We start from the raw sequence: 20,577 nt of genomic DNA, 5'->3' as shown, positions 1-20,577 counted from the left end.
ACAGGTTCGTCATCAGAACAGGCCACGCTGTCGGCCTTTTCCCGATCCGGAGCTCGTTCATGCTGCACGCCGAAAACCAGGACCGCCTCTATCTCGTAGCCCAGAGCGACGAACAGCAGGCGTTGATCGACGGTTTTGCCATCAATGTGCAGGACCGCCAGTGGCTGGTCTATTGCGCGCTGGGTGGGCACGCGCATCAGGACTTGCCGGAGGTGGATGTGGCCACCGGTTTCAGCCTGCTGGACTTCCACATCCAGGCGGCCTGAAGCCCCCCCCAAAAAAACAAACCCGCTGCCTGTCAGCCAGGCAGCGGGTTTGTTTTAGCAGGGCTGAACGCTTATTCGCCCAGTACTTGCCCGATGGTCGGGTCTTTGAACAGGCGGGTCAGGGCGTCGCTCAGCACGTCGCTGACCAGCTTGGTGTTGGTTTCCTGGTTCGGCGCCATGCCAAAACGCTGGTCCAGCGAAGCACCGTAACGGCCGCTGTAACGGCGGTTGGCGTTGGCCACGTCGGCACGGAAGGTGGCACCGATGGTGGCCTCGGTCACGTACAGGTTGTCCTTGGGCGACTGGTACTTAAGCTCAGCCAGGGTCACGGTCAACTGCGGGGCATTGTAGGCATTCGCCGTTGGGGTGAAACCGAGCAGGCGCACAGCGGCTTCGGCCTGGGCCTGCAGCTTGGGCAGCACATCATTGCCACTGACACTGATGGTGCTGGTCTCAGGGTACATGCCACCGCGCGTGCCCAGGGACTGCGAAGCCCGGCCATCAACCACCTTGACCACCACCGGCTGACCGTGGCCGACAGGCGCGAGCTGGGCGGTGAGCTTGGGCTGCGGGCTGAGTTGTTGCGGGCTGTGGGCACATCCGACCAGGCTGAGGCTGGCCACCGCGATCAAACCGAACAACAGACGTTGCAACATGCGCGTTTCTCCAGAAAATGCGGCTAAGGCGCACAGTATACCTAGCGGCAACCTACAAGCGGCAAGCCACAAGAAAAAGCAGTACGCAGCGGTAGCCGGCTTTATATTGCCGGTTGCAGCCAGCCGCCAACTGCCCGCCAGCGCCCGGGTTTGCGCCCGCGCAAACACCCGTTGGCATCAGCACAGCCTGCCGGCCTGACAAACGCTGCAATAAAAACCACGAATAACGACCTTTCTGCCTTCGACATCGCTATAATCTCCCCCCGATTATAAGGACGTCTCCTGATCGGGCCCCGCATTTGCCGCTTGACCCCGGCACCTTCACCGCTTCGCCCACAGAGAGCCTTCCACTCAGGTCTTGCATCGGCTGTCGTGCCTGCTTTCCGGCCCTTCGCACTGCATGAACCTGTGGGTTGCCATCGCGCAGTCCCCTTTTGAGGTTCACGTCTCCAAAAGAGCGTGAAAAAACGGTTTTCACAACTTCACGAGAGTGTGGCGAGCAAATGAACAGTCTGGCATGTGCAAAAGCGGCAGATGTGTCCCGAACAGCCCTGAACAGGCGGCAACTGCGCTCATCCCGGATGAGTGTCTGAGGCCGTTCCATAACGCACGCACGACACCTTGACCATAAGTCGAATTGCCGCACCCGTGGCAATCGGGGTTCAATACCCGAACCCGAAGACTGATTGGCGGTGTCCGCGGAAGTTGCAAGAACTGCGAAAAGTCGGACATGGCGATCCTGGCGAACCCAGGGATCCTATGCTGTCAATTAGGTAGCTGTAGATTGTGGAGACGCGTTAAATGGCGCAGAACGAATCGGTTGATGTAGTACTGGTAGGCGCGGGCATCATGAGTGCCACCCTGGCCGTACTGCTCAAGGAGCTCGACCCGACCCTCAAGCTGGAGGTCGTCGAGGCGATGGACTCCGGGGCCGCGGAAAGCTCCAACCCCTGGAACAACGCAGGTACCGGCCACGCTGGCCTGTGCGAGCTTAACTACACGCCCCAGGCCGCCGATGGCAGCATCGACATCAAGAAGGCCGTGCACATCAATACCCAGTTCGAGGTCTCGCGCCAGTTCTGGGCTTACCTGAGCAAGAAGGGTAACTTCGGCTCGGCGCGTGCCTTCATCAACCCTGTCCCGCACCTGAGCTACGTCGAAGGTGACAAGGGTGTTTCCTTCCTCAAGAAGCGCTTCGAGCTGCTCAAGCAGCATCACGCCTTCTCCGAGATGGAATACACCGAAGACAAGGCCGTGATGAGCGATTGGATGCCGTTGATGATGCCCGGCCGCCCGGCCGACCAGCACATCGCCGCCACCCGCGTGGCGAAAGGCACCGACGTCAACTTCGGCGCACTGACCAACAAGCTGCTCAAGCTGCTGGGCGACTCGCCCGACGCGCAGGTCAAGTACAGCAAGAAAGTCGTCGGCCTGCGCCGTAACGGCAACGGCTGGACCGTGAGCATCAAGGACGTCAACAGCGGCGGCAGCCGTGAAGTCGACGCGCGCTTCGTGTTCCTCGGTGCCGGTGGCGCGGCCCTGCCGCTGCTGCAACTGTCGGGCATCCCCGAGAGCAAAGGCTTCGGCGGCTTCCCGGTCAGCGGCCAGTGGCTGCGTTGCGACAACCCGGAAATCGTCAAACAGCACCAGGCCAAGGTTTACAGCCAGGCGGCGGTCGGCGCGCCACCGATGTCGGTGCCGCACCTGGACACCCGCGTGGTAGACGGCAAGACCTCGCTGCTGTTCGGCCCGTACGCCGGCTTTACCACCAAGTTCCTCAAGCATGGTTCGCTGATGGACCTGCCGCTGTCGGTGCGCATGGGTAACATCGGCCCGATGCTGGCCGTGGCCCGCGACAACATGGACCTGACCAAGTACCTGGTCAGCGAAGTGATGCAGTCGATGGAACAGCGCCTGGAATCGCTGCGCCGCTTCTACCCGCAAGCCAAAGCCGAAGACTGGCGCCTCGAAGTGGCCGGCCAACGCGTGCAAATCATCAAGAAAGACCCGAAAAAGGGCGGCATTCTGCAGTTCGGTACCGAGCTGGTCTCGGCCCAGGACGGCAGCCTGGCCGCACTGCTCGGCGCATCGCCGGGCGCGTCGGTAACCGTTTCGATCATGCTGGAACTGATCGAGCGTTGCTTCCCCGAGCAGGCCAAAGGTGCCTGGGCTGCCAAGCTCAAGGAAATCTTCCCCGCTCGCGAGAAGGTCCTGGCAACCGATGCCGCGCTGTACAACAAGATCAGTGCCGACAACGATGCCGCGTTGGAACTGGTGGAAGACAGCCCGGCCAAGCATTACGCCTGAGCTGGCTGAAACGAAAAAACGCCCCTCGGGGCGTTTTTTTGTGCCTGCGTTTTGGCCTGTGCCGGTCTCTTCATGGGCAAGCCCACAGGTGTTTCACAGATCTTGAGAGCGGTGCAATACCTGTGAGAGCGGGCTTGCCCGCGAAGAGGCCAGTACAGGCTTAACAATCAGCCGCGGGCTTTATCGATGATCTCGATGTACTCAGGGGCATTGCGCTGGTCGGCGATCTGTTCGACGAAGGTCTTGCCGTGCTCGTCCTTGCCATCCAGGTCCAGGCCCGCTTCGACGAAGAAGCCGACGAAACGCTCGAAGTCGTCGACACGCAGGCCACGGTAAGCCTTGACCAGCTTGTGCAGCGACGGCGAAGTCACACCATCGGCCGGCTCGAACTGAAGGAACGACTTGATGTAGTCGTCGCTGATTTCGTCACCGATTACCTGTTTCTTGTCTTTACGCATTGCCGACTCCAACTGGACCATCACGGAATTTCGAAGGCCGGCAGTTTACCCCCCGCAGGGCGCGCGCCTCAACGCGTACGTACGGTGCCGGTGTGCAGGTCGGCCCAGATATGGCCGTTGCCGTAGGTCAAAAACTGCACGTAGAGCGTTTCGTTGCGCAGCAGGTCCATGATCACGCGGTAATCGCTGACCGGGTAGTTGAGGCTCAAGGTGCGAGTTTTCTCGTCATAGACGGGCTTTTTCAAGCTTTTGCCGGCTTCACCATCAAAGGTCAGCAGCACCTGGGCGATGGTGGCGCCCTTGCTCAGCGGCTTGCCCTTGAGGCGCATTTGCAACGATGCGGTGATGGGGATTGGTTGCTGGTCGGACTGGCGCTGGGCACCGACCACCACTGCATAATCGGTCACTTGCAGCAGTTGCTGACCGGTCGGCGCTTCCTGGCGCAGGGACAGGTCGTCAGGCGGCAGAAACTGGCTGTGCAGCGGTGCGGCACAGATCGGCAGGCTGACCGCCAGCAGGAGGGGAAGAATCGCACGCATGTGAGGCTCCTTGAATGAAGGCGCACTCTAGCATGGCCTGCACTGGCTCTTGTAGGAGCGGCCCTGCGTCGCGAAAGGGCTGCGCAGCAGCCCTACGATTTATGCTTCACAGCTGAAATTGCCGGGGCTGCTGCGCAGCCCTTTCGCGACGCAAGGCCGCTCCTACCGTTGAGCCCGCATGCATACCATTATTGGCAATATCAATCGAACTGGGCGCGCATCCAGGCCTGGTACTCGGCCACGCCGGCCTCGCCTTCACGCGGCGCCCAGTGGGCATGCTCGCCCTCGCCCACTGGCCGGTACGGCCCTGCCTTGCACTCGAAGAGGATGCTGTCCGGCTCCAGTACCACCAACCCGTGGTAGGTACCGGGTGCCAGGTCTACACCCAGGCAGTCGCCGCCCGCCTGCAGCACCCGCTTTTCAGTCAGCGCACCGTGCTCATCGAAAATCAGCAGGCCAAGGCGCCCCTTGAGCACGATCAGTGCTTCGGCCTTGTCGTCGCTTAGGTGCCGATGGGGCGGGATGTAGGTCGTCGGCTGCAGCCCGACTGCCATGCGGTGGCAAGGCTCTTCCATCTCATGGAAGTTATGGTGCTGCCGCCCGCGAGGGTTGGCGGCAGCCTTCTGCGCCAGCTCGGCGAACAGCGATTGGTCGATGAACGCAGGCTGGCGCATGGTTACAGCCCCTTGACGGCGAAGATGCCGTTAGCGTTACGCCAGTAGCCCTTGTAGTCCATGCCATAGCCGAAGATGTAGCGATCGACGCAGGGCAGGCCGACGTAGTTGGCTTTAAGGTCCGGGCTGGCTTTGCGGTCGTGGTCCTTGTCGATCAGCACCGCGGTGTGCACCGAGCGCGCACCGGCGTGCTTGCAGAACTCGATGATGGCGCTGAGGGTGTGGCCTTCGTCGAGGATGTCGTCGACGATCAGCACGTCACGGTCGATGAACGAGACTTCTGGCTTGGCTTTCCAGAACAACTCGCCGCCGCTGGTCTGGTTGCGGTAGCGGGTGGCGTGCAGGTACGACGCTTCCAGCGGGAACTGCAGGTGGGTCAGCAGCTTGCCCGAGAAGATAAGGCCGCCGTTCATCACGCAGAAGACCACCGGGTTCTTGTCGTGCAGGTCTTTGCAGATCTGCTCGCCGACCTTGGCGATGGCCGCTTCGACTTCGGCTTCGGTGTACAGACAGTCTGCTTCGCGCATGACTTGACGGATGTGCTCGAGATCGGCGGGCATTGCGCTCTCCAGGGGGGGTATTTTGGAAAAGCGGGCAAAGGTACGCATCCGCTCGCCACAGATCAAGCATTTATGGACTAACGTCCAAAAGGACTACACGACAGCACAGGCTGAATAGATTAATCTAGCGCGGTTTTTTTGCCCGCCTTTCGGAGCCCCCCCTATGCCCACTCGTGAGATCCGCCATCCGCTGATCCGCCACAAGCTCGGCCTCATGCGCCGTGCCGACATCAGCACCAAGAATTTTCGCGAACTTGCCCAGGAAGTCGGCGCGCTTCTGACCTATGAAGCCACCCAGGACCTGCCACTGGAAACCTACGAGATCGACGGGTGGTGTGGCAAGGTGCAGGTCGAAAAAATCGCCGGCAAGAAGATTACCGTCGTCCCGATCCTGCGCGCCGGCATCGGCATGCTCGATGGCGTGCTCAGCCTGATTCCGGGTGCCAAGGTCAGTGCCGTCGGCGTCGCGCGCAACGAAGAAACCCTCGAAGCCCACACCTACCTGGAAAAGCTCGCGCCGGACATCAACCAGCGCCTGGCCCTGATCATCGACCCGATGCTGGCCACCGGCGCCTCGATGGTCGCCACCATCGACCTGCTGAAAAAAGCTGGCTGCAAAGAGATTCGCGCCATGGTGCTGGTCGCCGCACCCGAAGGCATCAATGTGGTGGAAAAAGCCCACCCGGATGTACAGATCTACACCGCTTCGATCGACCAGCGCCTGAACGAGCACGGCTACATCGTGCCAGGCCTGGGTGATGCCGGCGACAAGATCTTCGGCACCAAGCAAAAGGACGCCTGACCATGCAGGACGGCTTCAACGACCCGCTTTGGCGCCAGGTCGTTTCGGGCGCGCAGATGCTCTTCGTGGCATTTGGCGCGCTGGTGCTGATGCCACTGATCACCGGCCTCGACCCGAACGTCGCGCTGTTCACCGCCGGTATCGGCACGCTGCTGTTCCAGCTGGTCACCGGCCGTCAGGTCCCGGTGTTCCTGGCATCCAGCTTTGCCTTCATCACCCCGATCATCCTTGCCAAGGGCCAGTTCGGCCTGGCCGAAACCATGGGCGGCGTAATGGCCGCAGGCTTCGTCTACACCTTCATGGGGCTGATGGTAAAAATCAAAGGCACCGGTTTCATCGACCGCATGCTGCCGCCTGTGGTGATTGGCCCAGTGATCATCTCGATTGGCCTGGCCATGGCGCCCATCGCTGCCAACATGGCCATGGGCAAGGGCGGTGACGGTGCTGCGCTGATGCCTTACAAGACCGCCATGCTGATCTCGATGCCGGCACTGCTGACTACCTTGATCGTCGCGGTCTTCGGCAAGGGTATCTTCCGCCTGGTGCCGATCATCTCCGGCGTGCTGGTGGGCTTTGCCCTGGCGTTTGCCTTTGGCGTGGTCGACACGGCCAAGATTGCCGCTGCACCGTGGTTGGAGATCCCCAACTTCACCGCGCCGGCGTTCAACTGGCAGGCCATCCTGTTCATCGTGCCGGTAGCCCTGGCACCGGCGATCGAGCACATCGGTGGGGTGATTGCGGTGGGCAGCGTCACCGGACGCGACTACCTGAAAAAGCCTGGCTTGCACCGCACCCTGCTGGGTGACGGCCTGGCGACCACGGCTGCCGGCCTGTTCGGTGGCCCACCCAACACCACCTACGCCGAAGTGACCGGCGCGGTGATGCTGACCAAGAACTACAACCCGAAGATCATGACCTGGGCGGCGGTGTTTGCTATTACCCTGGCCTTCATCGGCAAGTTCGGCGCGCTGCTGCAGAGCATTCCGGTACCGGTCATGGGCGGCATTCTGTGCCTGCTGTTCGGCTCAATTGCGGCGGTGGGCATGAACACCATGATCCGCCACAAGATCGACCTGGCCGAGGCGCGCAACCTGGTGATCGTTTCGGTGACCCTGGTGTTCGGTATTGGCGGCGTGTTGATCGGCAGCGGTGACGGCCCGGACGACTGGGGCCTCAAGGGCATCGCCCTGTGCGCCGTGGTGGCCATTGCCCTGAACCTGATCCTGCCGGGCAATGATGGCTGGAAGAACAAGAAGCTGGATGATCAGCTGCCTTGATTGCCACGCGCTCCTGCCGCAAAACGCCTCCCCTGTAGGAGCAGCCTTGTGCTGCGAAGAGGCCGTTGAAAACACATCAATCTTCTGTGTCATCACCGGCCTCTTCGCAGCACAAGGCCGCCCCCAAAAGGGCGGACTCATTCAGGCTTTTTCGCACATCCCCGCCAGCACCTTCACCCACTCTGGGTGATCATTCAGGCACGGCACCAGCAGCAATTCCTCGCCCCCTGCCTCGATGAATTGTTCTTTGCCGCGATCGCCGATCTCTTCCAGCGTCTCGATGCAATCGGCAACGAACGCCGGGCACATCACCAGCAGCTTCTTCACCCCCGCCTTGGCCAACTCGTCCAGCCGCGTCTCGGTATAGGGTTCGATCCACTTGGCGCGCCCCAGGCGCGACTGGAACGACACCGACCACTTGCCATCTGGTATGCCCATTTTCTGCGCAAAGGCCTTGGCCGTGGCCAAACACTGCCCGCGATAACACACGGCGCGCATTTCGGCACTGGCGTCCTTGCAGCAATCGGCCGCCTGAAAATCATGCTTACCGGTGGGGTCGAGCTTTTTCAGGTGCCGCTCCGGCAGCCCATGAAAACTCAGCAATAGGTGGTCGTAATCCTGCTGCAGGTAAGGCTTGGCGCTGGCCACCAACGCCTCGATGTACTCGGGATGGTCGTAGAACGGCTGCAGCACGCGCATCTGCAACGGCAACTGGCGCTCGCTGACCGTCTGTTTGGCCAACGCCACCACGGTGGTCACCGTACTGTCGGCGAACTGTGGATAAAGCGGTGCCAGGGTGACCTTGCGCACGCCCTGAGCAGCCAGGCGCTCCAGTACTTCGGGCAACGCCGGCTGGCCGTAGCGCATGGCGATTTCCACCGGGCCATGAGGCCAATGCTCGACCATCGCAGCCTGCAGGCGGCGGGTCAGCACCACCAGTGGAGAGCCTTCGTCCCACCAGATCGACGCGTAGGCGTGCGCCGACTGTTCCGGGCGCTTGATCAGAATCAACGACACCAGCAAGCGCCGCACCGGCCAAGGCAGGTCGATCACGTACGGGTCCATCAGGAACTGGTTGAGGTAACGGCGCACATCGGCCACCGAAGTGGAGGCCGGGGATCCCAGGTTAACCAGCAGCAGGGCGTGATCGGTCATGCAGCGTCCTATGTCAGAGGCGGCTGGACAAGTCGTCCAGGGCCGATTGCAGATCGTTGAAACGGAAAGTGAAACCTGCCGCCAGCAAGCGCACCGGGCGCGCCCGCTGGCCGCCGAGCAGCAGCGTCGACAGCTCGCCGAGCCCGGCCTTCAGCAAAAGCGCAGGCACAGGCAGCAGCGCCGGCCGGTGCATCGCACGGCCCAGCCGCCTGGCGAACTCACGGTTGCGCACAGGCTCTGGGGCGCAGGCATTATAAGGACCGCTGGTGTCCTTATGCTGCAAGAGAAAATCAATCAGGGCGACCTGGTCGTCTATATGGATCCACGGCATCCACTGCCGACCATCGCCCAACGGCCCGCCCAGCCCGAGCTTGAAGGGCAACCGCAGGCGCGACAAAAAGCCGCCATCGCTGGCCAGTACCAGCCCAGTGCGCACCAGCACCACGCGGATGCCTTGAGCTTGCGAACGCTGGGCTGTTTCTTCCCAGGCGATACACAACTGGCTGGCAAAATCTTCGCGCACCGGCTGGGACGCCTCGGTGAGTTCACGCTCACCGCCATCCCCATACCAACCCACCGCAGAACCGGAAATCAGCACCTCAGGGCGCTGCTCACGCGCACCCAGCCATGCCAGCAGTTGCTCGGTGAGCGTGATACGGCTGGCCCACAACAGGTTGCGCCGGGCTCCGGTCCAGGGCCGGTCGGCGATCGGCGCACCCGCCAGGTTGATGACCGCGTCGAGGTGATCATCCGCTTGCAGTTCGTCCAGCTGGGCGATACCGCGCACCCCGCTACCGCACAGTTTTGGCACCTGCTCCGGTCGGCGGCTCCAGACCGTGAGGCGATGGCCCTGGCCGAGCCAGAACTGGCACAGGTGCTGGCCAATCAAGCCAGTGCCGCCTGTCAGCAATATATGCATGGCTGTGTCCTCGCAGAATGCGGCTGTGGTCTATTTTTAAGATCAAGGCACTTTTTTGACCCGACGCTCTCGGATAAACATAGGCCAACCTGCTCTATAAAGCGGAATAACCTTATACAAAAGTTGTGCATTGTACAGGTTTGCCTGACAGCGTAGTCTGCTCACAGCAAGGTTTGAAGAGGCCATCATGACAGTACCTATTGCCATCATCGGTGCCGGTATCGCCGGTCTGTCCGCCGCCCAGGCGCTACAAAAGGCCGGGCAATCCGTACACCTATTCGACAAAGGCCACGGCAGTGGCGGGCGCATGGCCAGCAAGCGCAGCGATGCTGGCGCGCTGGACCTGGGCGCCCAGTACTTCACTGCCCGTGATCGGCGCTTCGTCGAACAGGTCCAGCAATGGGTAGCTGCCGGTTGGGCCGAGCAGTGGAAGCCGCAGCTGTACAACTACCGCGATGGCGAACTCACCCCCTCCCCGGACGAGCAGACTCGCTGGGTCGGCGTACCCCGCATGAGCGCCATTACCCGTGGCTTGCTCAAGGATGTGACCGTCAACTTTGGCTGCCGCATCGCTGAAGTGTTCCGCGGCAAACAGTACTGGCACCTGCAAGACACCGAAGGCTGCAGCCACGGCCCATTCAGCCGCGTGGTAATCGCCGTGCCGGCGCCACAGGCCACGCCGCTGCTGGCCTCGACCCCCAAACTCGCTGCGGTCGCCGCAGGCGTGCAGATGGAGCCCACCTGGGCGGTTGCCCTGGGCTTCCAGACCCCATTGGACACCCCGATGCAAGGCTGCTTCGTGCAGGACAACCCGCTCGACTGGCTGGCCCGCAACCGCAGCAAGCCAGGGCGGGATGAGCACCTCGATACCTGGGTGCTGCATGCCACGTCGCACTGGAGCCGGCAGCACATCGATCTGTCGAAGGAAGAGGTGATCGAGCAGTTGTGGGGCGAGTTCGCCGAACTGGTCGGCTGCGTGGTACCGGCCCCCACGTTCGCCCTCGCCCACCGCTGGTTGTATGCACGCCCCACCAGCAACCACGAGTGGGGCGCCTTGGCCGATGCGGATCAAGGCCTGTATGCCTGTGGCGACTGGTGCTTGTCCGGGCGGGTCGAAGGTGCTTGGCTGAGCGGCCAGGAAGCGGCCCGACGGCTGCTGGAACACCTCGACTGAGCGGGCGCTGAACCTGTACAAAAAAACTTGTTTGCATAACTCCGTAGCTGTGCTGGAATAAACTTGTACAAATTTGATTTCACGTACAGGTTTTTCCGGAGACAGCCATGCAAGCCGCCACCGCCCACAGCAAGCCTCGCATCGCGATCAGCGCCTGCCTGACCGGCCACAGTGTGCGCTACAACGGCGGGCACAAGGCCTCAGATCTGTGCCGCACACAACTGGAAGCGCATTTCGAATGGGTGCCCGTTTGCCCAGAAGTGGCTATCGGCCTCGGCATTCCACGCGATCCTATCCGCCTGGTCGGCAACCCTGAGCAACCCGAAGTGGTCGGCACCCGCAACCCCGGCATGGACCTGACCGGCCCGCTGCGCACCTATGGCGAGCAGATGGCCGGCGAACTCGATGATATCTGCGGCTACATCTTCATGCAGAAGTCGCCCTCCTGCGGCCTGGAGCGGGTCAAGGTCTACCAGGACAACGGCCACCCCGCCTTCCATGGCGGCCGCGGCGTTTATGCCCACGCTTTCTGCAGCCTGCGCCCGGACCTGCCGGTGGAAGAGGAAGGCCGCCTGCACGATGCCGTGCTGCGCGAAAACTTCATCAGCCGCGTGTACGCCTACGCCGATTGGCAGCGCCTGTTGGCCGAAGGCCTCAGCCGCGGCGCGCTGGTGCGCTTTCATGCGCGCTACAAGTACCTGTTGATGGCCAACAACCCCCAAGCCTACCGCACGCTGGGGCGGCTGCTCGGCACCATGAGCCGCGATGACGACCCACAGGAGATCGGGCCACGTTACTTCAGCGAGCTGATGCAAGCGCTGCGTCGCTGTGCCAGCCGTGGCACCCACTGCAACGTGCTGCAGCACCTGAGTGGCTACTTCAAAGATGCCCTGACCGCACAGGACAAAGCCGAATTGCAAACCCTCATCAGCCAGTACCAACAAGGCGTGGTGCCGCTGGTCGTGCCACTGACCTTGCTCAAGCATCACCTGCGCAAACACCCCGACCCTTATCTGATGCAGCAAGCCTACCTGCAACCACACCCCGAGAGCCTGGGGCTTCGTAATGCCGTCTGAAAGCCTGCTGCCTATCGGCGAGCTCGCCCGCCGCACCGGCGTCAACCCCGTCACCCTGCGTGCCTGGGAACGTCGATACGGCCTGCTCAAGCCGCAACGCACCGCTAAAGGGCACCGGTTGTATTCCATCGAGCAGGTCGAACGTGTCGAAGCGATCCTGGCCTGGCTGCAGCGCGGCGCGTCGGTGGGCCAGGTGCGTGAGCTGCTCGACAAACCCACCAGCAGCGCCCCGCAAAGCGACTGGCAGGCCCGGCAGGCGCAGTTGATCGAGGCCATCGCCAACCTCTCGCAACGTGCACTCGACCAGCAACTCAACCAAGCCATGGCGCTGTACCCCGCCATCACCCTGTGCGAGCAACTGCTGCTGCCCCTGCTCGACAGCCTGGAGCTGCGCTGGCGCAACTATTTCAATGCCCGGCTTGAACAGGTGTTTTTCCATACCTGGCTGCGCAGCAAGCTCGGCGCCCGGGTGTACCACGACAACCAACTGCTACAAGGCCCAGCGGTGCTGCTGGCCGAAGACAGCGAGGAGGCCTTCGACCCCGCGCTGTGGCTATGCGCCTGGCTGCTGAGCAGCAATGGCATCCCTGTCGAAGTGCTGGAACAGCCGGTTGGCGGCCCACAGCTGCAACGGGCGATCGCCGCACTGCAGCCGCGCGCCCTCCTGCTGCACCTGGGGCCACGCATCGACAGCAAAGCCTTGCAGCGCCTGCTGCAAGGCATACCGGGGCCAAAACTGCTGGGCGGCGCCACGCTCGCCCTGCATCAGGCCCACCTGAACGCCCTCGACCTTCCCGAGCTCTTCCTGTTCGATACCCCACAGTCGGCATTGCGCGTGCTTCAAGGCAATGGCCGCCGGCCTGTAGAGATGAATGCACCATGCAACTGATCTGGCTGCGCAGTGACCTGCGCATCGACGACAACACCGCCTTGAGCGCAGCTTGCGAACGCGGCCCGACCCTTGCCCTGTGGCTGATCAGCCCCGGCCAGTGGCAGGCGCATGACGACGCCGCCTGCAAAGTCGACTTTTGGCTGCGCAACCTGCGCACGCTGCGTCAGTCGCTGGAGGCCCTCAACATCCCGTTGCTGATCCGCACCGTCGATACGTGGGATCAGGCGCCACAGGCCGTGTTGGACGCCTGCCGTCAGCACCGGGTCGAGGGCGTGCACTGGAACGAGGAGTACGGCATCAACGAAGAGCGCCGCGACCAGGCTACGCGGGCACTGCTGGAACAGTCAGCCATCCAGGCGCACAGCTACCTCGACCAGTTGTTCTTCCGCCCAGGCACGGTCCTCACTCGCAGTGGTGACTACTTCCAGGTCTTCAGCCAATTCAAGAAAAACTGCCTCGAACACTTGCACCGCAGCCTCCCGGCGTTAGCCCCTCGGGTTAAACCGCAGTCGCCCCTGAAGATCGCCAGCGACCCCATACCCGAGCAAATAGAGGGCTTCGACACACCGCCGCGCACCTTGAGCGACCACTGGCCAGCAGGGGAAGCCGAGGCGCAGAGCCGCCTGACGCGCTTTCTGGATGAAGCAGTGGAGGACTACCACTCCTTGCGCGACCTCCCCGCCAAGCCGGGCACCAGCCAGCTCTCGGCTTATCTGGCCGCTGGGGTGATCTCGCCCCGGCAATGCCTGCACGGCGCCCTGGCGTGCAACCGGGGCGAGTTCGACAGCGGCAGCACGGGCGTCCAAACCTGGATTAACGAGCTGCTGTGGCGGGAGTTCTACAAGCACATCCTGACGGGTTATCCACAGGTCTCCCGGCACCGCGCCTTCCGCACCCACACCGAAGCCTTGCCATGGCGCGATGCGCCTGAAGACCTTGCGGCCTGGGAACAGGGGCGCACCGGCTTCCCGATCATCGATGCCGCCATGCGCCAGTTGCTGGACACCGGGTGGATGCACAACCGCCTGCGCATGATCGTTGCCATGTTTCTCAGCAAGAACCTGCTGATCGACTGGCGCAAAGGCGAACGGCATTTCATGCGCCATCTGATAGACGGTGACCTGGCGGCCAACAATGGTGGCTGGCAATGGAGCGCGTCCACCGGGACCGATGCAGTGCCCTACTTCCGCATCTTCAACCCGGTTTCGCAGTCTCAGCGCTTCGACCCGCAAGGGCGATTCATTCGCCACTGGGTACCGGAATTGCAAGCACTGGATGAGAAAGCCATTCATCAGCCCGTAAAGGCTGCGGATCTTTTTGCACCTAATTCGTATCACAATCCAATAGTCGATCTCGGCAGCAGTCGCCAGCGTGCATTGGAAGCCTTCAAAGGCCTTCCGCGCCGGCAGGATCAGGGGGCAGTATCGTGAACAGTACTCGCAGTTTCTGGGTAACAGGGGCCAGTAACGGATTAGGGCTGGCTTTGGTAGAGCGGCTGCTCGAGCAAGGGCATCGGGTGGCCGCCAGTGCCAGGGAATGCGAAGCACTGGATACACTGGGCGAACGTTTCGCCCCGCAGTTGGTGCGGCTGCCGGGGGAGTTGCAGGTACTGGAACAGGCCGATGCATCCAGCACATTGTTGCTGGATGCTTGGGGTTCGCTGGATTGCCTGATCATCAATGCCGGCACCAGTGATTACCTGGCCGACGACGTGGCCGATGACGAGCTGTTCGAGGCCATCGCCAGCAGCAACCTGGAGGCCAGCGAACGTTGCCTGGCCAGTGCCTTGCCGCTACTGACGAAGGGTGATGCACCTCAGGTAATGGCCATCCTCAATCGCTACTCGGCCTCGCAGCTGTTTGCACCCACCCAGGTTGCCAGCGGCTTCAACAGCACTGCCCAGTGGTTTCGCGAGCAACGTCAGGTACTGGAAAAGCTGCAGATCAGCTTGACGGTAGTGGGGCCGCAATCGTTGAAGACACCCGTGACAACAGCGCAAGCGATACCCGAGGCGTGGACGCCGCAGAGTGCTGCCGAAGAACTGTTGCGGCGGTTACCGCAACGCGAGCCGGAATTGGTGCTGGAGACGCTGGACCTGAGCAGCTTGTGGCCACTACGGCCCTGATCTTGTAGGAGCAGCTTAGAGTGCCATGCGGTAATGCAGGCTGTAACGCTCTACACCGTCAAGTACTGGAAACGCTGTACCTGTAGGAGCAGCCTTGTGCTGCGAAGAGGCCGGTGAAATCACAAAGAATCTCGGCTGTTATCACCGGCCTCTTCGCAGCAAAAGGCTGCTCCTACAAGGGTGCGGGGCAGCTTAGAGAGCCATGCGGTAATGCAGGCTGTAGCTCTCTACGCCGTCGTTAGGTTGCTTGATGCCAGCATTGGAATAGTGAATGGCCCGTAAACCAATTTCATGCCCGCCCGCGAAGCGCAGACCAAAACCGATTCGGTCTTCGAACTGGAACGCCGAGCCCAGCTCATTGCTTTCAAGCTCGGTGCTGGAAAAGGCCGCGACGCCAATCCCGGCCTCGATATAGGGCTTTACCGAATCCCCCGCAAACTCATAAACGAATACCGGTGCGAACGACAGGCTGTGGTTGCTCGCGGTCTTGTCGCCATCCCAGTAGGTGTAAGCCCCATCCCAATACCCGGTCAGGCGGCCAACGCTGGTCTGCCACCAGCTCGCGTCCCAGTTCGATTGCAGACCCAGCCGGTAGACCATGGTCGAGTCACCCGTCTGCCCCACCGAAAATGAAACATCAGCCGCCTGCGCCGACACTGCTTGCCCCAAGGTAAAGACGGCAGCCGCCGCCAAGCCGAGCAGTTTCCTCATAAGAAACATCCTTCTTCCTAATGCTGTTGTTAGTGTTCGCCTCGTGTCAGGCAAATCTGTAGAAATCGGCAGTGGTACGATAGTTCAGCTAATTTTCACGTTTTTTTCACAACGTAAAGCGTTGCACACTGTCGGACTTCTGCCACAGCAACGGTAGGATTTTTCTCAGGGATTGTGGGTCGGCACTGGTCCAGAAGCGGGTGCCCACTGCCGGGCCCTCAGCCAGCAGGTCGCTGGCGCCCAGCAGACGCTGCAATTGACGCGCCACGGCGGCGCCGGTATCGATGATGGCCACGTCCGCCGGCACCATGTCGGCCAGCAGCGGGCGCAGGAAGGGGTAATGCGTGCAACCCAGGATCAGCGTGTCGCAGCCAGCCGCCAGCAGCGGCTGCACGTAGCCGAGCAACAACTGGCGCAAGGCCGGGCTGCTCAGGTCGCCGGTTTCGATCCGCTCGACCAGGCCGGGGCAAGGCTGGGTGACCACGCGCACATCGCTGGCGAAGCGGTCGAGCAACGCCGCAAACTTGGCGCTCTGCAAGGTGCCGGTCGTGGCCAGCACGCCGACTACACCGGAGCGGGTGGCTGCAGCAGCCGGCTTTACCGCTGGCTCCATGCCCACCAGCGGCCATTGCGGGTACAGCTCACGCAGGTCGGCAACGGCCGCCACTGTCGCGGTATTACAGGCCAAGACAAAGGCCTTGGCGCCCTGCTGCTGGAAGAACTCGGCAATACGCCGGCAGCGCTGGCGGATGTAATCCGCCGACTTTTCACCGTAAGGCACGTGCCCGCAATCGGCCACATACAGCAGTGATTCGTTAGGCAGCAGGCGCTGGATCTCGGCCAGTACCGACAAACCGCCGACCCCCGAATCCATTACGCCAATCGGCGCCGAACGCTCAGCCATCGCGCTTGCCACAGACCGCGCAAGCCGGGTCGCGCTTGACCCGCAGCTCACGAATGCGCGTGCCGAGGGCATCGATCAGCAACAGGCGGCCCACCAGCGGCTCGCCAAACCCCGCCAAGAGTTTCATGGCTTCCAGGGCCTGCAGGCTACCTACCAGCCCCACCAGCGGGCCGATTACACCGGCTTCGCTGCAGGTCAGTTCAGCCTCGCTGCCATGGCCATACAGGCAGTGGTAGCAAGGGCTGTAGTCACGCCGCGGGTCGAACACCGACAGCTGGCCTTCGAGGCGGATCGCCGCGCCACTGACCAGCGGTTTACCGGCAGCAACGCACGCAGCGTTGACCGCCTCGCGGGTAGAAAAGTTGTCGGAGCAGTCCAGCACCAAGTCGACCGCCGCCACCGCAGCGGCCAGCGAGTCCTCGTCCAACGCCTGGCGATGAGCGACCAGGCTGATCTCTGGGTTGATCGCCTCCAGGCGCTGCAGCGCCGAGTCCACCTTGCTCATGCCGACGCTGGCGCTGTCGTGGATCACCTGGCGTTGCAGGTTGGTCAGGTCAACGGTGTCGAAGTCCGCCAGGTGCAGCTCACCCACGCCCGCCGCAGCCAGGTAAAGCGCGACAGGCGAGCCCAAGCCACCGAGGCCGACGATCAGGGCCTTGCTCTGCTTGAGCCGCAGTTGGCCGTCGATATCGATCTGCGCCAGCAACACCTGCCGGCTGTAGCGCAACAGTTCCTGATCAGTCAGCATGGCAGGCGCCCCAGGGTAATGCGTTCATGGCGGCCCAGGTCCGTGCGGCTGGCCACCTCGCTAAAGCCGTGTTCAGCCAGCAAGGCACGCACCGCTGCGGCCTGATCGTAGCCGTGCTCCAACAACAACCAGCCACCTGGCAGCAGGTGACGTGGCGCCTGGGCGGCAATCACCCGCAGGTCGTCCAGGCCATCGGTGCCCGCCACCAGCGCGCTGCTGGGTTCGAAGCGCACGTCGCCGGCGACCAGGTGCGGGTCTTCACTGGCGATGTACGGCGGGTTGCTGACAATCAGGTCAAAGCGCGCATCGCCCAGGCCATCGAACCAGTGGCTGACACGCACCTGGACGTTAGCCAGCCCCAGGCGTTGGCGATTACGCTCGGCCAACGCGACCGCCTCCTCCACCCGGTCTACCGCCGTCACCTGCCAGGCCGGGCGATCGCCGGCCAACGCCAGGGCAATGGCCCCGGTCCCGGTGCCCAGGTCGAGCACCTTGGCCGGGGTTGCTGGCTGAAGCTCAAGGGCCGTCTCGACCAGCAGCTCGGTGTCCGGACGCGGGATCAGTGTATGCGGCGCCACTTCCAGGTCGATGTTCCAGAACCCTTGCTGCCCGAGGATATAGGCGACCGGCTCGCCACTACGGCGGCGCTGCAGGTAACCGGCGTAGGTGTCGGCCGCTTCGCTGCTGACGATGCGCTCGGGCCAGGTATGCAGGTAGCTGCGCGACTTGCCGATGGCCGCAGCCAGCAACAGTTCGGCATCCAGCCGCTCGGTGGGCGATTCAGGCAACTGCGCATTGCGCAGCAAGCTGGCGATGATGGTCATCAGTCCCCCAGGGCGGCCAGTTGATCGGCCTGGTATTCGGCCAACAGCGGTTCGATCACGGCGTCTACGCCACCGGCGAGGATGTCGTCCAGCGAATACAAGGTCAGGTTGATGCGGTGATCGGTGACCCGGCCCTGTGGATAATTGTAGGTGCGGATACGCTCGGAGCGGTCACCGGAGCCCACCAGCAGCTTGCGCTCACTGGCAATGGCGTTCTGTGCGGCGCTGGTCTGCATGTCGTTGAGCTTGGCCGACAGCCAGGACATGGCGCGGGCGCGGTTTTTGTGCTGCGAACGTTCTTCCTGGCACTCGACCACCATACCGGTGGGCAAGTGGGTGATGCGCACGGCCGAGTCGGTCTTGTTGATGTGCTGGCCGCCGGCGCCGGAGGCGCGGTAGGTGTCCACGCGCAAATCGGCCGGGTTGATTTCGATCGCGGCCTGCTCGTCGGGCTCGGGCAGCACCGCCACGGTGCACGCCGAGGTGTGGATACGGCCTTGGGACTCAGTTTCCGGCACGCGCTGCACGCGGTGTGCGCCCGATTCGAACTTGAGCTTGCCGTACACGCTTTCGCCTTCGACGCGGGCAATGATTTCCTTGTAGCCGCCGTGTTCGCCTTCGTTCTCGGAAAGAATCTCCAAGCGCCAGCCACGCTTCTCGGCATAGCGCGAATACATGCGGAACAAGTCGCCCGAAAAGATCGCCGCCTCGTCGCCACCGGTGCCGGCGCGGATTTCGAGGAACACGTTGCGCCCATCGTTAGGGTCCTTGGGCAGCAGCATGCGTTGCAGCTGGGCTTCCAGCGTCAGCAATTGCTCCTTGGCTTCGCGCACTTCTTCCACGGCCATTTCACGCATGTCCGGGTCGCTGTCCTTGAGCAGCGCCTGGGCGCCTTCGAGGTCGTCCTGGACTTTGCGCCACGCTTGATAGGCAGCGTAGACCGGCTCGACTTCGGCGTATTCGCGGGAATAGGCGCGGAAACGCGTCTGGTCGGAGATGACTTCAGCGTCACCGAGCAGTGCGGTCAGTTCTTCGAAGCGGTCCTGGATGATATCCAGTTTGTTCAGCAGCGACGCTTTCATTGCGAGGATTTGTCCGTCGAGCCCTCGTTGAGGGCAAAGAGTTCCTGGGCCATGGCCAGCGCATCGAGGCGGCCCTCGGCCGAGAGCTTTTTCAGCTGCACGCTGGGGGCGTGCAGGAGTTTGTTGGTCAGGCCCCGGGCCAGTTGGGCCAGCACGTCTTCGGGGTTGCCGCCGTTGGCCAGCAGACGCTGGGCTTTTTGCAGTTCTTCATCACGCAGCCGCTCGCTTTGCTGGCGGTAGGCCTTGAGCACGTCCACCGCAGCCAGCTCGCGCAGGCGCACCATAAAGTCTTCGGCGCCCACCGACACCAGCTCTTCGGCGGCCTGGGCAGCGCCCTGGCGGCTCTTGAGGTTTTCTGCGACCACATCGTGCAGGTCATCGACGGTGTAGAGGTAAACGTCGTCGAGTTCGCCGACTTCGGGCTCGATGTCACGCGGGACGGCGATGTCGACCATGAAGATCGGCTTGTGCCGGCGTTGCTTCAGCGCGCTCTCGACCGCGCCCTTGCCGAGGATCGGCAACTGGCTGGCGGTGGAGCTGATGACGATGTCGCTGTTGGCCAGCTCTTGCGGGATGTCGGCCAGCAGCACGGCATGGGCGCCAAACTGCTCGGCCAGGGTACTGGCGCGCTCCAGGGTCCGGTTGGCCACGACGATACGCCGCACGCCTTGCTCGTGGAGGTGGCGGGCGACCAGGGTGATGGTCTCGCCGGCGCCAATCAGCAGCGCCTGGCTGCGGCCCAGGTCACTGAAGATCTGCCGCGCCAGGCTCACTGCGGCGAACGCCACCGAGACCGGGTTCTCGCCGATCGCGGTGTCGGTGCGCACCTGCTTGGCGGCACTGAAGGTGGCCTGGAACAGGCGCCCGAGCAGCGGGCCGACAGTGCCGGCCTCACGCGCCACGGCGTAGGCGGACTTCATCTGGCCGAGGATCTGCGGCTCGCCAAGCACCAGCGAGTCGAGGCCCGAGGCCACCCGCATCATGTGCCGCACAGCGTCGTGCTCTTCATGGATGTAGGCGCTGGCGCGCAGTTCATCCAGGCTCAGGCGGTGATAATCGGCCAGCCAATGCAGCACCGCGTCGGCAGACAAGTGGTCCTGCTCTATATAAAGCTCGCTACGGTTGCAAGTCGACAGGATCGCCGCTTCACGGCTGGCGGTCAGTCGGCAGAGCTGCTGCAGGGCGTCCACCAGCTGCTCTGGGGTAAACGCCACGCGCTCGCGTACGTCTACCGAGGCAGTCTTATGGTTGATACCAAGTGCAAGAAAGGCCATGCAAGGTCGCTGGTTGTGACGAGAAGCCGATAATTGTCCTCTTTCGCAGGTTCCAGAACAACCACCGTTCGCTATTGTCGTGTAGGAGCGGCCTTGTGTCGCGAAAGGGCTGCGCAGCAGCCCCGGTATTTCAGCATGGCTATGGAAACGACTG

General features: G+C 62.6%; 22 protein-coding genes. 9 read left to right on the top strand and 13 right to left on the bottom strand.

The genetic code is table 11. The features are described from left to right. The first annotated feature begins 59 nt into the window (after window positions 1–59). Window positions 60–266 (top strand): hypothetical protein, encoded by a 207-nt coding sequence (locus tag ACMCNM_RS04155; RefSeq protein ID WP_027594455.1) that lies wholly within the window; start codon window positions 60–62, stop codon window positions 264–266. Window positions 267–337: 71 nt separating this feature from the next. Here ACMCNM_RS04155 and ACMCNM_RS04150 read toward each other — a convergent pair whose 3' ends face one another. Further along, entirely contained in the window at window positions 338–922 is a 585-nt protein-coding gene (locus ACMCNM_RS04150) for a YajG family lipoprotein (RefSeq protein WP_085274100.1), read from the bottom strand. Window positions 923–1,723: 801 nt separating this feature from the next. On the opposite strand from ACMCNM_RS04150, the gene mqo reads away from it, so the two are divergent. Continuing rightward, window positions 1,724–3,229, top strand: a complete 1,506-nt coding sequence (gene mqo, locus ACMCNM_RS04145; protein WP_027594457.1) for a malate dehydrogenase (quinone) — start codon at window positions 1,724–1,726, stop codon at window positions 3,227–3,229. A 167-nt stretch (window positions 3,230–3,396) separates the two neighbouring features. Here the strand turns inward: mqo and ACMCNM_RS04140 are convergent, their stop codons facing one another. The 4 genes from ACMCNM_RS04140 to ACMCNM_RS04125 form a co-directional block, all read right to left on the bottom strand. Then, on the bottom strand, window positions 3,397–3,687 hold the full coding sequence (locus ACMCNM_RS04140; RefSeq protein WP_003247360.1) for a PA4642 family protein: 291 nt from the start codon (window positions 3,685–3,687) through the stop codon (window positions 3,397–3,399). Window positions 3,688–3,755: 68 nt separating this feature from the next. After that, window positions 3,756–4,226: a hypothetical protein gene (locus tag ACMCNM_RS04135; protein WP_027594458.1), complete on the bottom strand. Its 471-nt coding sequence runs from the start codon at window positions 4,224–4,226 to the stop codon at window positions 3,756–3,758. A gap of 200 nt (window positions 4,227–4,426) precedes the next feature. Continuing rightward, window positions 4,427–4,900 (bottom strand): WbuC family cupin fold metalloprotein, encoded by a 474-nt coding sequence (locus tag ACMCNM_RS04130; protein ID WP_099452908.1) that lies wholly within the window; start codon window positions 4,898–4,900, stop codon window positions 4,427–4,429. A 2-nt stretch (window positions 4,901–4,902) separates the two neighbouring features. Then, a complete protein-coding gene (locus tag ACMCNM_RS04125; RefSeq protein WP_027594460.1) occupies window positions 4,903–5,460 on the bottom strand; it encodes a hypoxanthine-guanine phosphoribosyltransferase in 558 nt (185 codons plus the stop codon). 163 nt (window positions 5,461–5,623) lie between these two features. Between ACMCNM_RS04125 and upp the strand changes: the two genes are divergently transcribed. Continuing rightward, the gene (gene upp, locus ACMCNM_RS04120) at window positions 5,624–6,262 is read left to right on the top strand and encodes a uracil phosphoribosyltransferase (protein WP_027594461.1); all 639 of its coding nucleotides are present in this window, start codon (window positions 5,624–5,626) and stop codon (window positions 6,260–6,262) included. A 2-nt stretch (window positions 6,263–6,264) separates the two neighbouring features. After that, on the top strand, window positions 6,265–7,539 hold the full coding sequence (locus ACMCNM_RS04115; protein ID WP_027594462.1) for a uracil-xanthine permease family protein: 1,275 nt from the start codon (window positions 6,265–6,267) through the stop codon (window positions 7,537–7,539). A gap of 141 nt (window positions 7,540–7,680) precedes the next feature. On the opposite strand, the gene hemH is transcribed toward ACMCNM_RS04115, so the two are convergent. Both hemH and ACMCNM_RS04105 read right to left on the bottom strand, forming a co-directional pair. Then, window positions 7,681–8,694, bottom strand: a complete 1,014-nt coding sequence (gene hemH / locus ACMCNM_RS04110) for a ferrochelatase (RefSeq protein ID WP_099428319.1) — start codon at window positions 8,692–8,694, stop codon at window positions 7,681–7,683. A gap of 13 nt (window positions 8,695–8,707) precedes the next feature. Next, window positions 8,708–9,613 (bottom strand): TIGR01777 family oxidoreductase, encoded by a 906-nt coding sequence (locus tag ACMCNM_RS04105; RefSeq protein WP_027594464.1) that lies wholly within the window; start codon window positions 9,611–9,613, stop codon window positions 8,708–8,710. Between the two features lie 187 nt (window positions 9,614–9,800). Between ACMCNM_RS04105 and ACMCNM_RS04100 the strand changes: the two genes are divergently transcribed. The 5 genes from ACMCNM_RS04100 to ACMCNM_RS04080 all read left to right on the top strand — a co-directional run bounded on the left by ACMCNM_RS04100 (window position 9,801) and on the right by ACMCNM_RS04080 (window position 14,880). Further along, a complete protein-coding gene (locus ACMCNM_RS04100; RefSeq protein WP_085274103.1) occupies window positions 9,801–10,787 on the top strand; it encodes an NAD(P)/FAD-dependent oxidoreductase in 987 nt (328 codons plus the stop codon). 107 nt (window positions 10,788–10,894) lie between these two features. After that, the gene (locus ACMCNM_RS04095) at window positions 10,895–11,863 is read left to right on the top strand and encodes a YbgA family protein (protein ID WP_027594466.1); all 969 of its coding nucleotides are present in this window, start codon (window positions 10,895–10,897) and stop codon (window positions 11,861–11,863) included. Then, a complete protein-coding gene (locus ACMCNM_RS04090) occupies window positions 11,853–12,752 on the top strand; it encodes a MerR family transcriptional regulator (RefSeq protein ID WP_412763984.1) in 900 nt (299 codons plus the stop codon). Before ACMCNM_RS04095 ends, ACMCNM_RS04090 begins: the two co-directional genes overlap by 11 nt. Beyond that, window positions 12,743–14,185, top strand: a complete 1,443-nt coding sequence (phrB, locus tag ACMCNM_RS04085; RefSeq protein ID WP_412763983.1) for a deoxyribodipyrimidine photo-lyase — start codon at window positions 12,743–12,745, stop codon at window positions 14,183–14,185. Before ACMCNM_RS04090 ends, phrB begins: the two co-directional genes overlap by 10 nt. Next, window positions 14,182–14,880 (top strand): SDR family NAD(P)-dependent oxidoreductase, encoded by a 699-nt coding sequence (locus ACMCNM_RS04080; RefSeq protein ID WP_412763982.1) that lies wholly within the window; start codon window positions 14,182–14,184, stop codon window positions 14,878–14,880. Before phrB ends, ACMCNM_RS04080 begins: the two co-directional genes overlap by 4 nt. 192 nt (window positions 14,881–15,072) lie before the next feature. Here ACMCNM_RS04080 and ACMCNM_RS04075 read toward each other — a convergent pair whose 3' ends face one another. The 6 genes from ACMCNM_RS04075 to hemA form a co-directional block, all read right to left on the bottom strand. After that, window positions 15,073–15,591 (bottom strand): acyloxyacyl hydrolase, encoded by a 519-nt coding sequence (locus ACMCNM_RS04075; protein ID WP_412763981.1) that lies wholly within the window; start codon window positions 15,589–15,591, stop codon window positions 15,073–15,075. Between the two features lie 106 nt (window positions 15,592–15,697). Then, window positions 15,698–16,495, bottom strand: coding sequence for a glutamate racemase (murI, locus tag ACMCNM_RS04070; protein WP_186681729.1), 798 nt, complete (start codon window positions 16,493–16,495; stop codon window positions 15,698–15,700). After that, window positions 16,488–17,243, bottom strand: coding sequence for a molybdopterin-synthase adenylyltransferase MoeB (locus ACMCNM_RS04065; RefSeq protein WP_099452897.1), 756 nt, complete (start codon window positions 17,241–17,243; stop codon window positions 16,488–16,490). The genes murI and ACMCNM_RS04065 overlap by 8 nt, the downstream gene beginning before the upstream one ends. Continuing rightward, the gene (gene prmC / locus ACMCNM_RS04060) at window positions 17,237–18,067 is read right to left on the bottom strand and encodes a peptide chain release factor N(5)-glutamine methyltransferase (protein WP_027594473.1); all 831 of its coding nucleotides are present in this window, start codon (window positions 18,065–18,067) and stop codon (window positions 17,237–17,239) included. The genes ACMCNM_RS04065 and prmC overlap by 7 nt, the downstream gene beginning before the upstream one ends. Further along, window positions 18,067–19,149: a peptide chain release factor 1 gene (gene prfA, locus ACMCNM_RS04055; RefSeq protein WP_027594474.1), complete on the bottom strand. Its 1,083-nt coding sequence runs from the start codon at window positions 19,147–19,149 to the stop codon at window positions 18,067–18,069. The genes prmC and prfA overlap by 1 nt, the downstream gene beginning before the upstream one ends. After that, window positions 19,146–20,423 (bottom strand): glutamyl-tRNA reductase, encoded by a 1,278-nt coding sequence (gene hemA / locus ACMCNM_RS04050; RefSeq protein WP_027594475.1) that lies wholly within the window; start codon window positions 20,421–20,423, stop codon window positions 19,146–19,148. Before hemA ends, prfA begins: the two co-directional genes overlap by 4 nt. Window positions 20,424–20,577 lie beyond the last annotated feature (154 nt).

Origin of the sequence: Pseudomonas sp. NGC7 (assembly GCF_047159675.1) — a bacterium.
Taxonomy (GTDB): domain Bacteria; phylum Pseudomonadota; class Gammaproteobacteria; order Pseudomonadales; family Pseudomonadaceae; genus Aquipseudomonas; species Aquipseudomonas kermanshahensis.
Note: the sequence above shows the minus strand (reverse complement) of the source record. Positions and strands in the feature narration are given on the sequence as shown.

Excerpts from the sequence above, each read along its gene's own strand:
- ACMCNM_RS04135 (WP_027594458.1), bottom strand. The coding sequence starts at position 4,226 with ATGCGTGCGATTCTTCCCCTCCTGCTGGCGGTCAGCCTGCCGATCTGT.
- hemH (WP_099428319.1), bottom strand. The coding sequence starts at position 8,694 with ATGACCGATCACGCCCTGCTGCTGGTTAACCTGGGATCCCCGGCCTCC.
- ACMCNM_RS04075 (WP_412763981.1), bottom strand. The coding sequence starts at position 15,591 with ATGAGGAAACTGCTCGGCTTGGCGGCGGCTGCCGTCTTTACCTTGGGG.
- phrB (WP_412763983.1), top strand. The coding sequence starts at position 12,743 with ATGCAACTGATCTGGCTGCGCAGTGACCTGCGCATCGACGACAACACC.
- ACMCNM_RS04130 (WP_099452908.1), bottom strand. The coding sequence starts at position 4,900 with ATGCGCCAGCCTGCGTTCATCGACCAATCGCTGTTCGCCGAGCTGGCG.
- ACMCNM_RS04115 (WP_027594462.1), top strand. The coding sequence starts at position 6,265 with ATGCAGGACGGCTTCAACGACCCGCTTTGGCGCCAGGTCGTTTCGGGC.
- ACMCNM_RS04150 (WP_085274100.1), bottom strand. The coding sequence starts at position 922 with ATGTTGCAACGTCTGTTGTTCGGTTTGATCGCGGTGGCCAGCCTCAGC.
- murI (WP_186681729.1), bottom strand. The coding sequence starts at position 16,495 with ATGGCTGAGCGTTCGGCGCCGATTGGCGTAATGGATTCGGGGGTCGGC.
- upp (WP_027594461.1), top strand. The coding sequence starts at position 5,624 with ATGCCCACTCGTGAGATCCGCCATCCGCTGATCCGCCACAAGCTCGGC.
- prmC (WP_027594473.1), bottom strand. The coding sequence starts at position 18,067 with ATGACCATCATCGCCAGCTTGCTGCGCAATGCGCAGTTGCCTGAATCG.
- ACMCNM_RS04155 (WP_027594455.1), top strand. The coding sequence starts at position 60 with ATGCTGCACGCCGAAAACCAGGACCGCCTCTATCTCGTAGCCCAGAGC.
- ACMCNM_RS04140 (WP_003247360.1), bottom strand. The coding sequence starts at position 3,687 with ATGCGTAAAGACAAGAAACAGGTAATCGGTGACGAAATCAGCGACGAC.
- hemA (WP_027594475.1), bottom strand. The coding sequence starts at position 20,423 with ATGGCCTTTCTTGCACTTGGTATCAACCATAAGACTGCCTCGGTAGAC.
- ACMCNM_RS04100 (WP_085274103.1), top strand. The coding sequence starts at position 9,801 with ATGACAGTACCTATTGCCATCATCGGTGCCGGTATCGCCGGTCTGTCC.
- ACMCNM_RS04125 (WP_027594460.1), bottom strand. The coding sequence starts at position 5,460 with ATGCCCGCCGATCTCGAGCACATCCGTCAAGTCATGCGCGAAGCAGAC.
- prfA (WP_027594474.1), bottom strand. The coding sequence starts at position 19,149 with ATGAAAGCGTCGCTGCTGAACAAACTGGATATCATCCAGGACCGCTTC.
- mqo (WP_027594457.1), top strand. The coding sequence starts at position 1,724 with ATGGCGCAGAACGAATCGGTTGATGTAGTACTGGTAGGCGCGGGCATC.
- ACMCNM_RS04090 (WP_412763984.1), top strand. The coding sequence starts at position 11,853 with ATGCCGTCTGAAAGCCTGCTGCCTATCGGCGAGCTCGCCCGCCGCACC.
- ACMCNM_RS04095 (WP_027594466.1), top strand. The coding sequence starts at position 10,895 with ATGCAAGCCGCCACCGCCCACAGCAAGCCTCGCATCGCGATCAGCGCC.
- ACMCNM_RS04065 (WP_099452897.1), bottom strand. The coding sequence starts at position 17,243 with ATGCTGACTGATCAGGAACTGTTGCGCTACAGCCGGCAGGTGTTGCTG.
- ACMCNM_RS04105 (WP_027594464.1), bottom strand. The coding sequence starts at position 9,613 with ATGCATATATTGCTGACAGGCGGCACTGGCTTGATTGGCCAGCACCTG.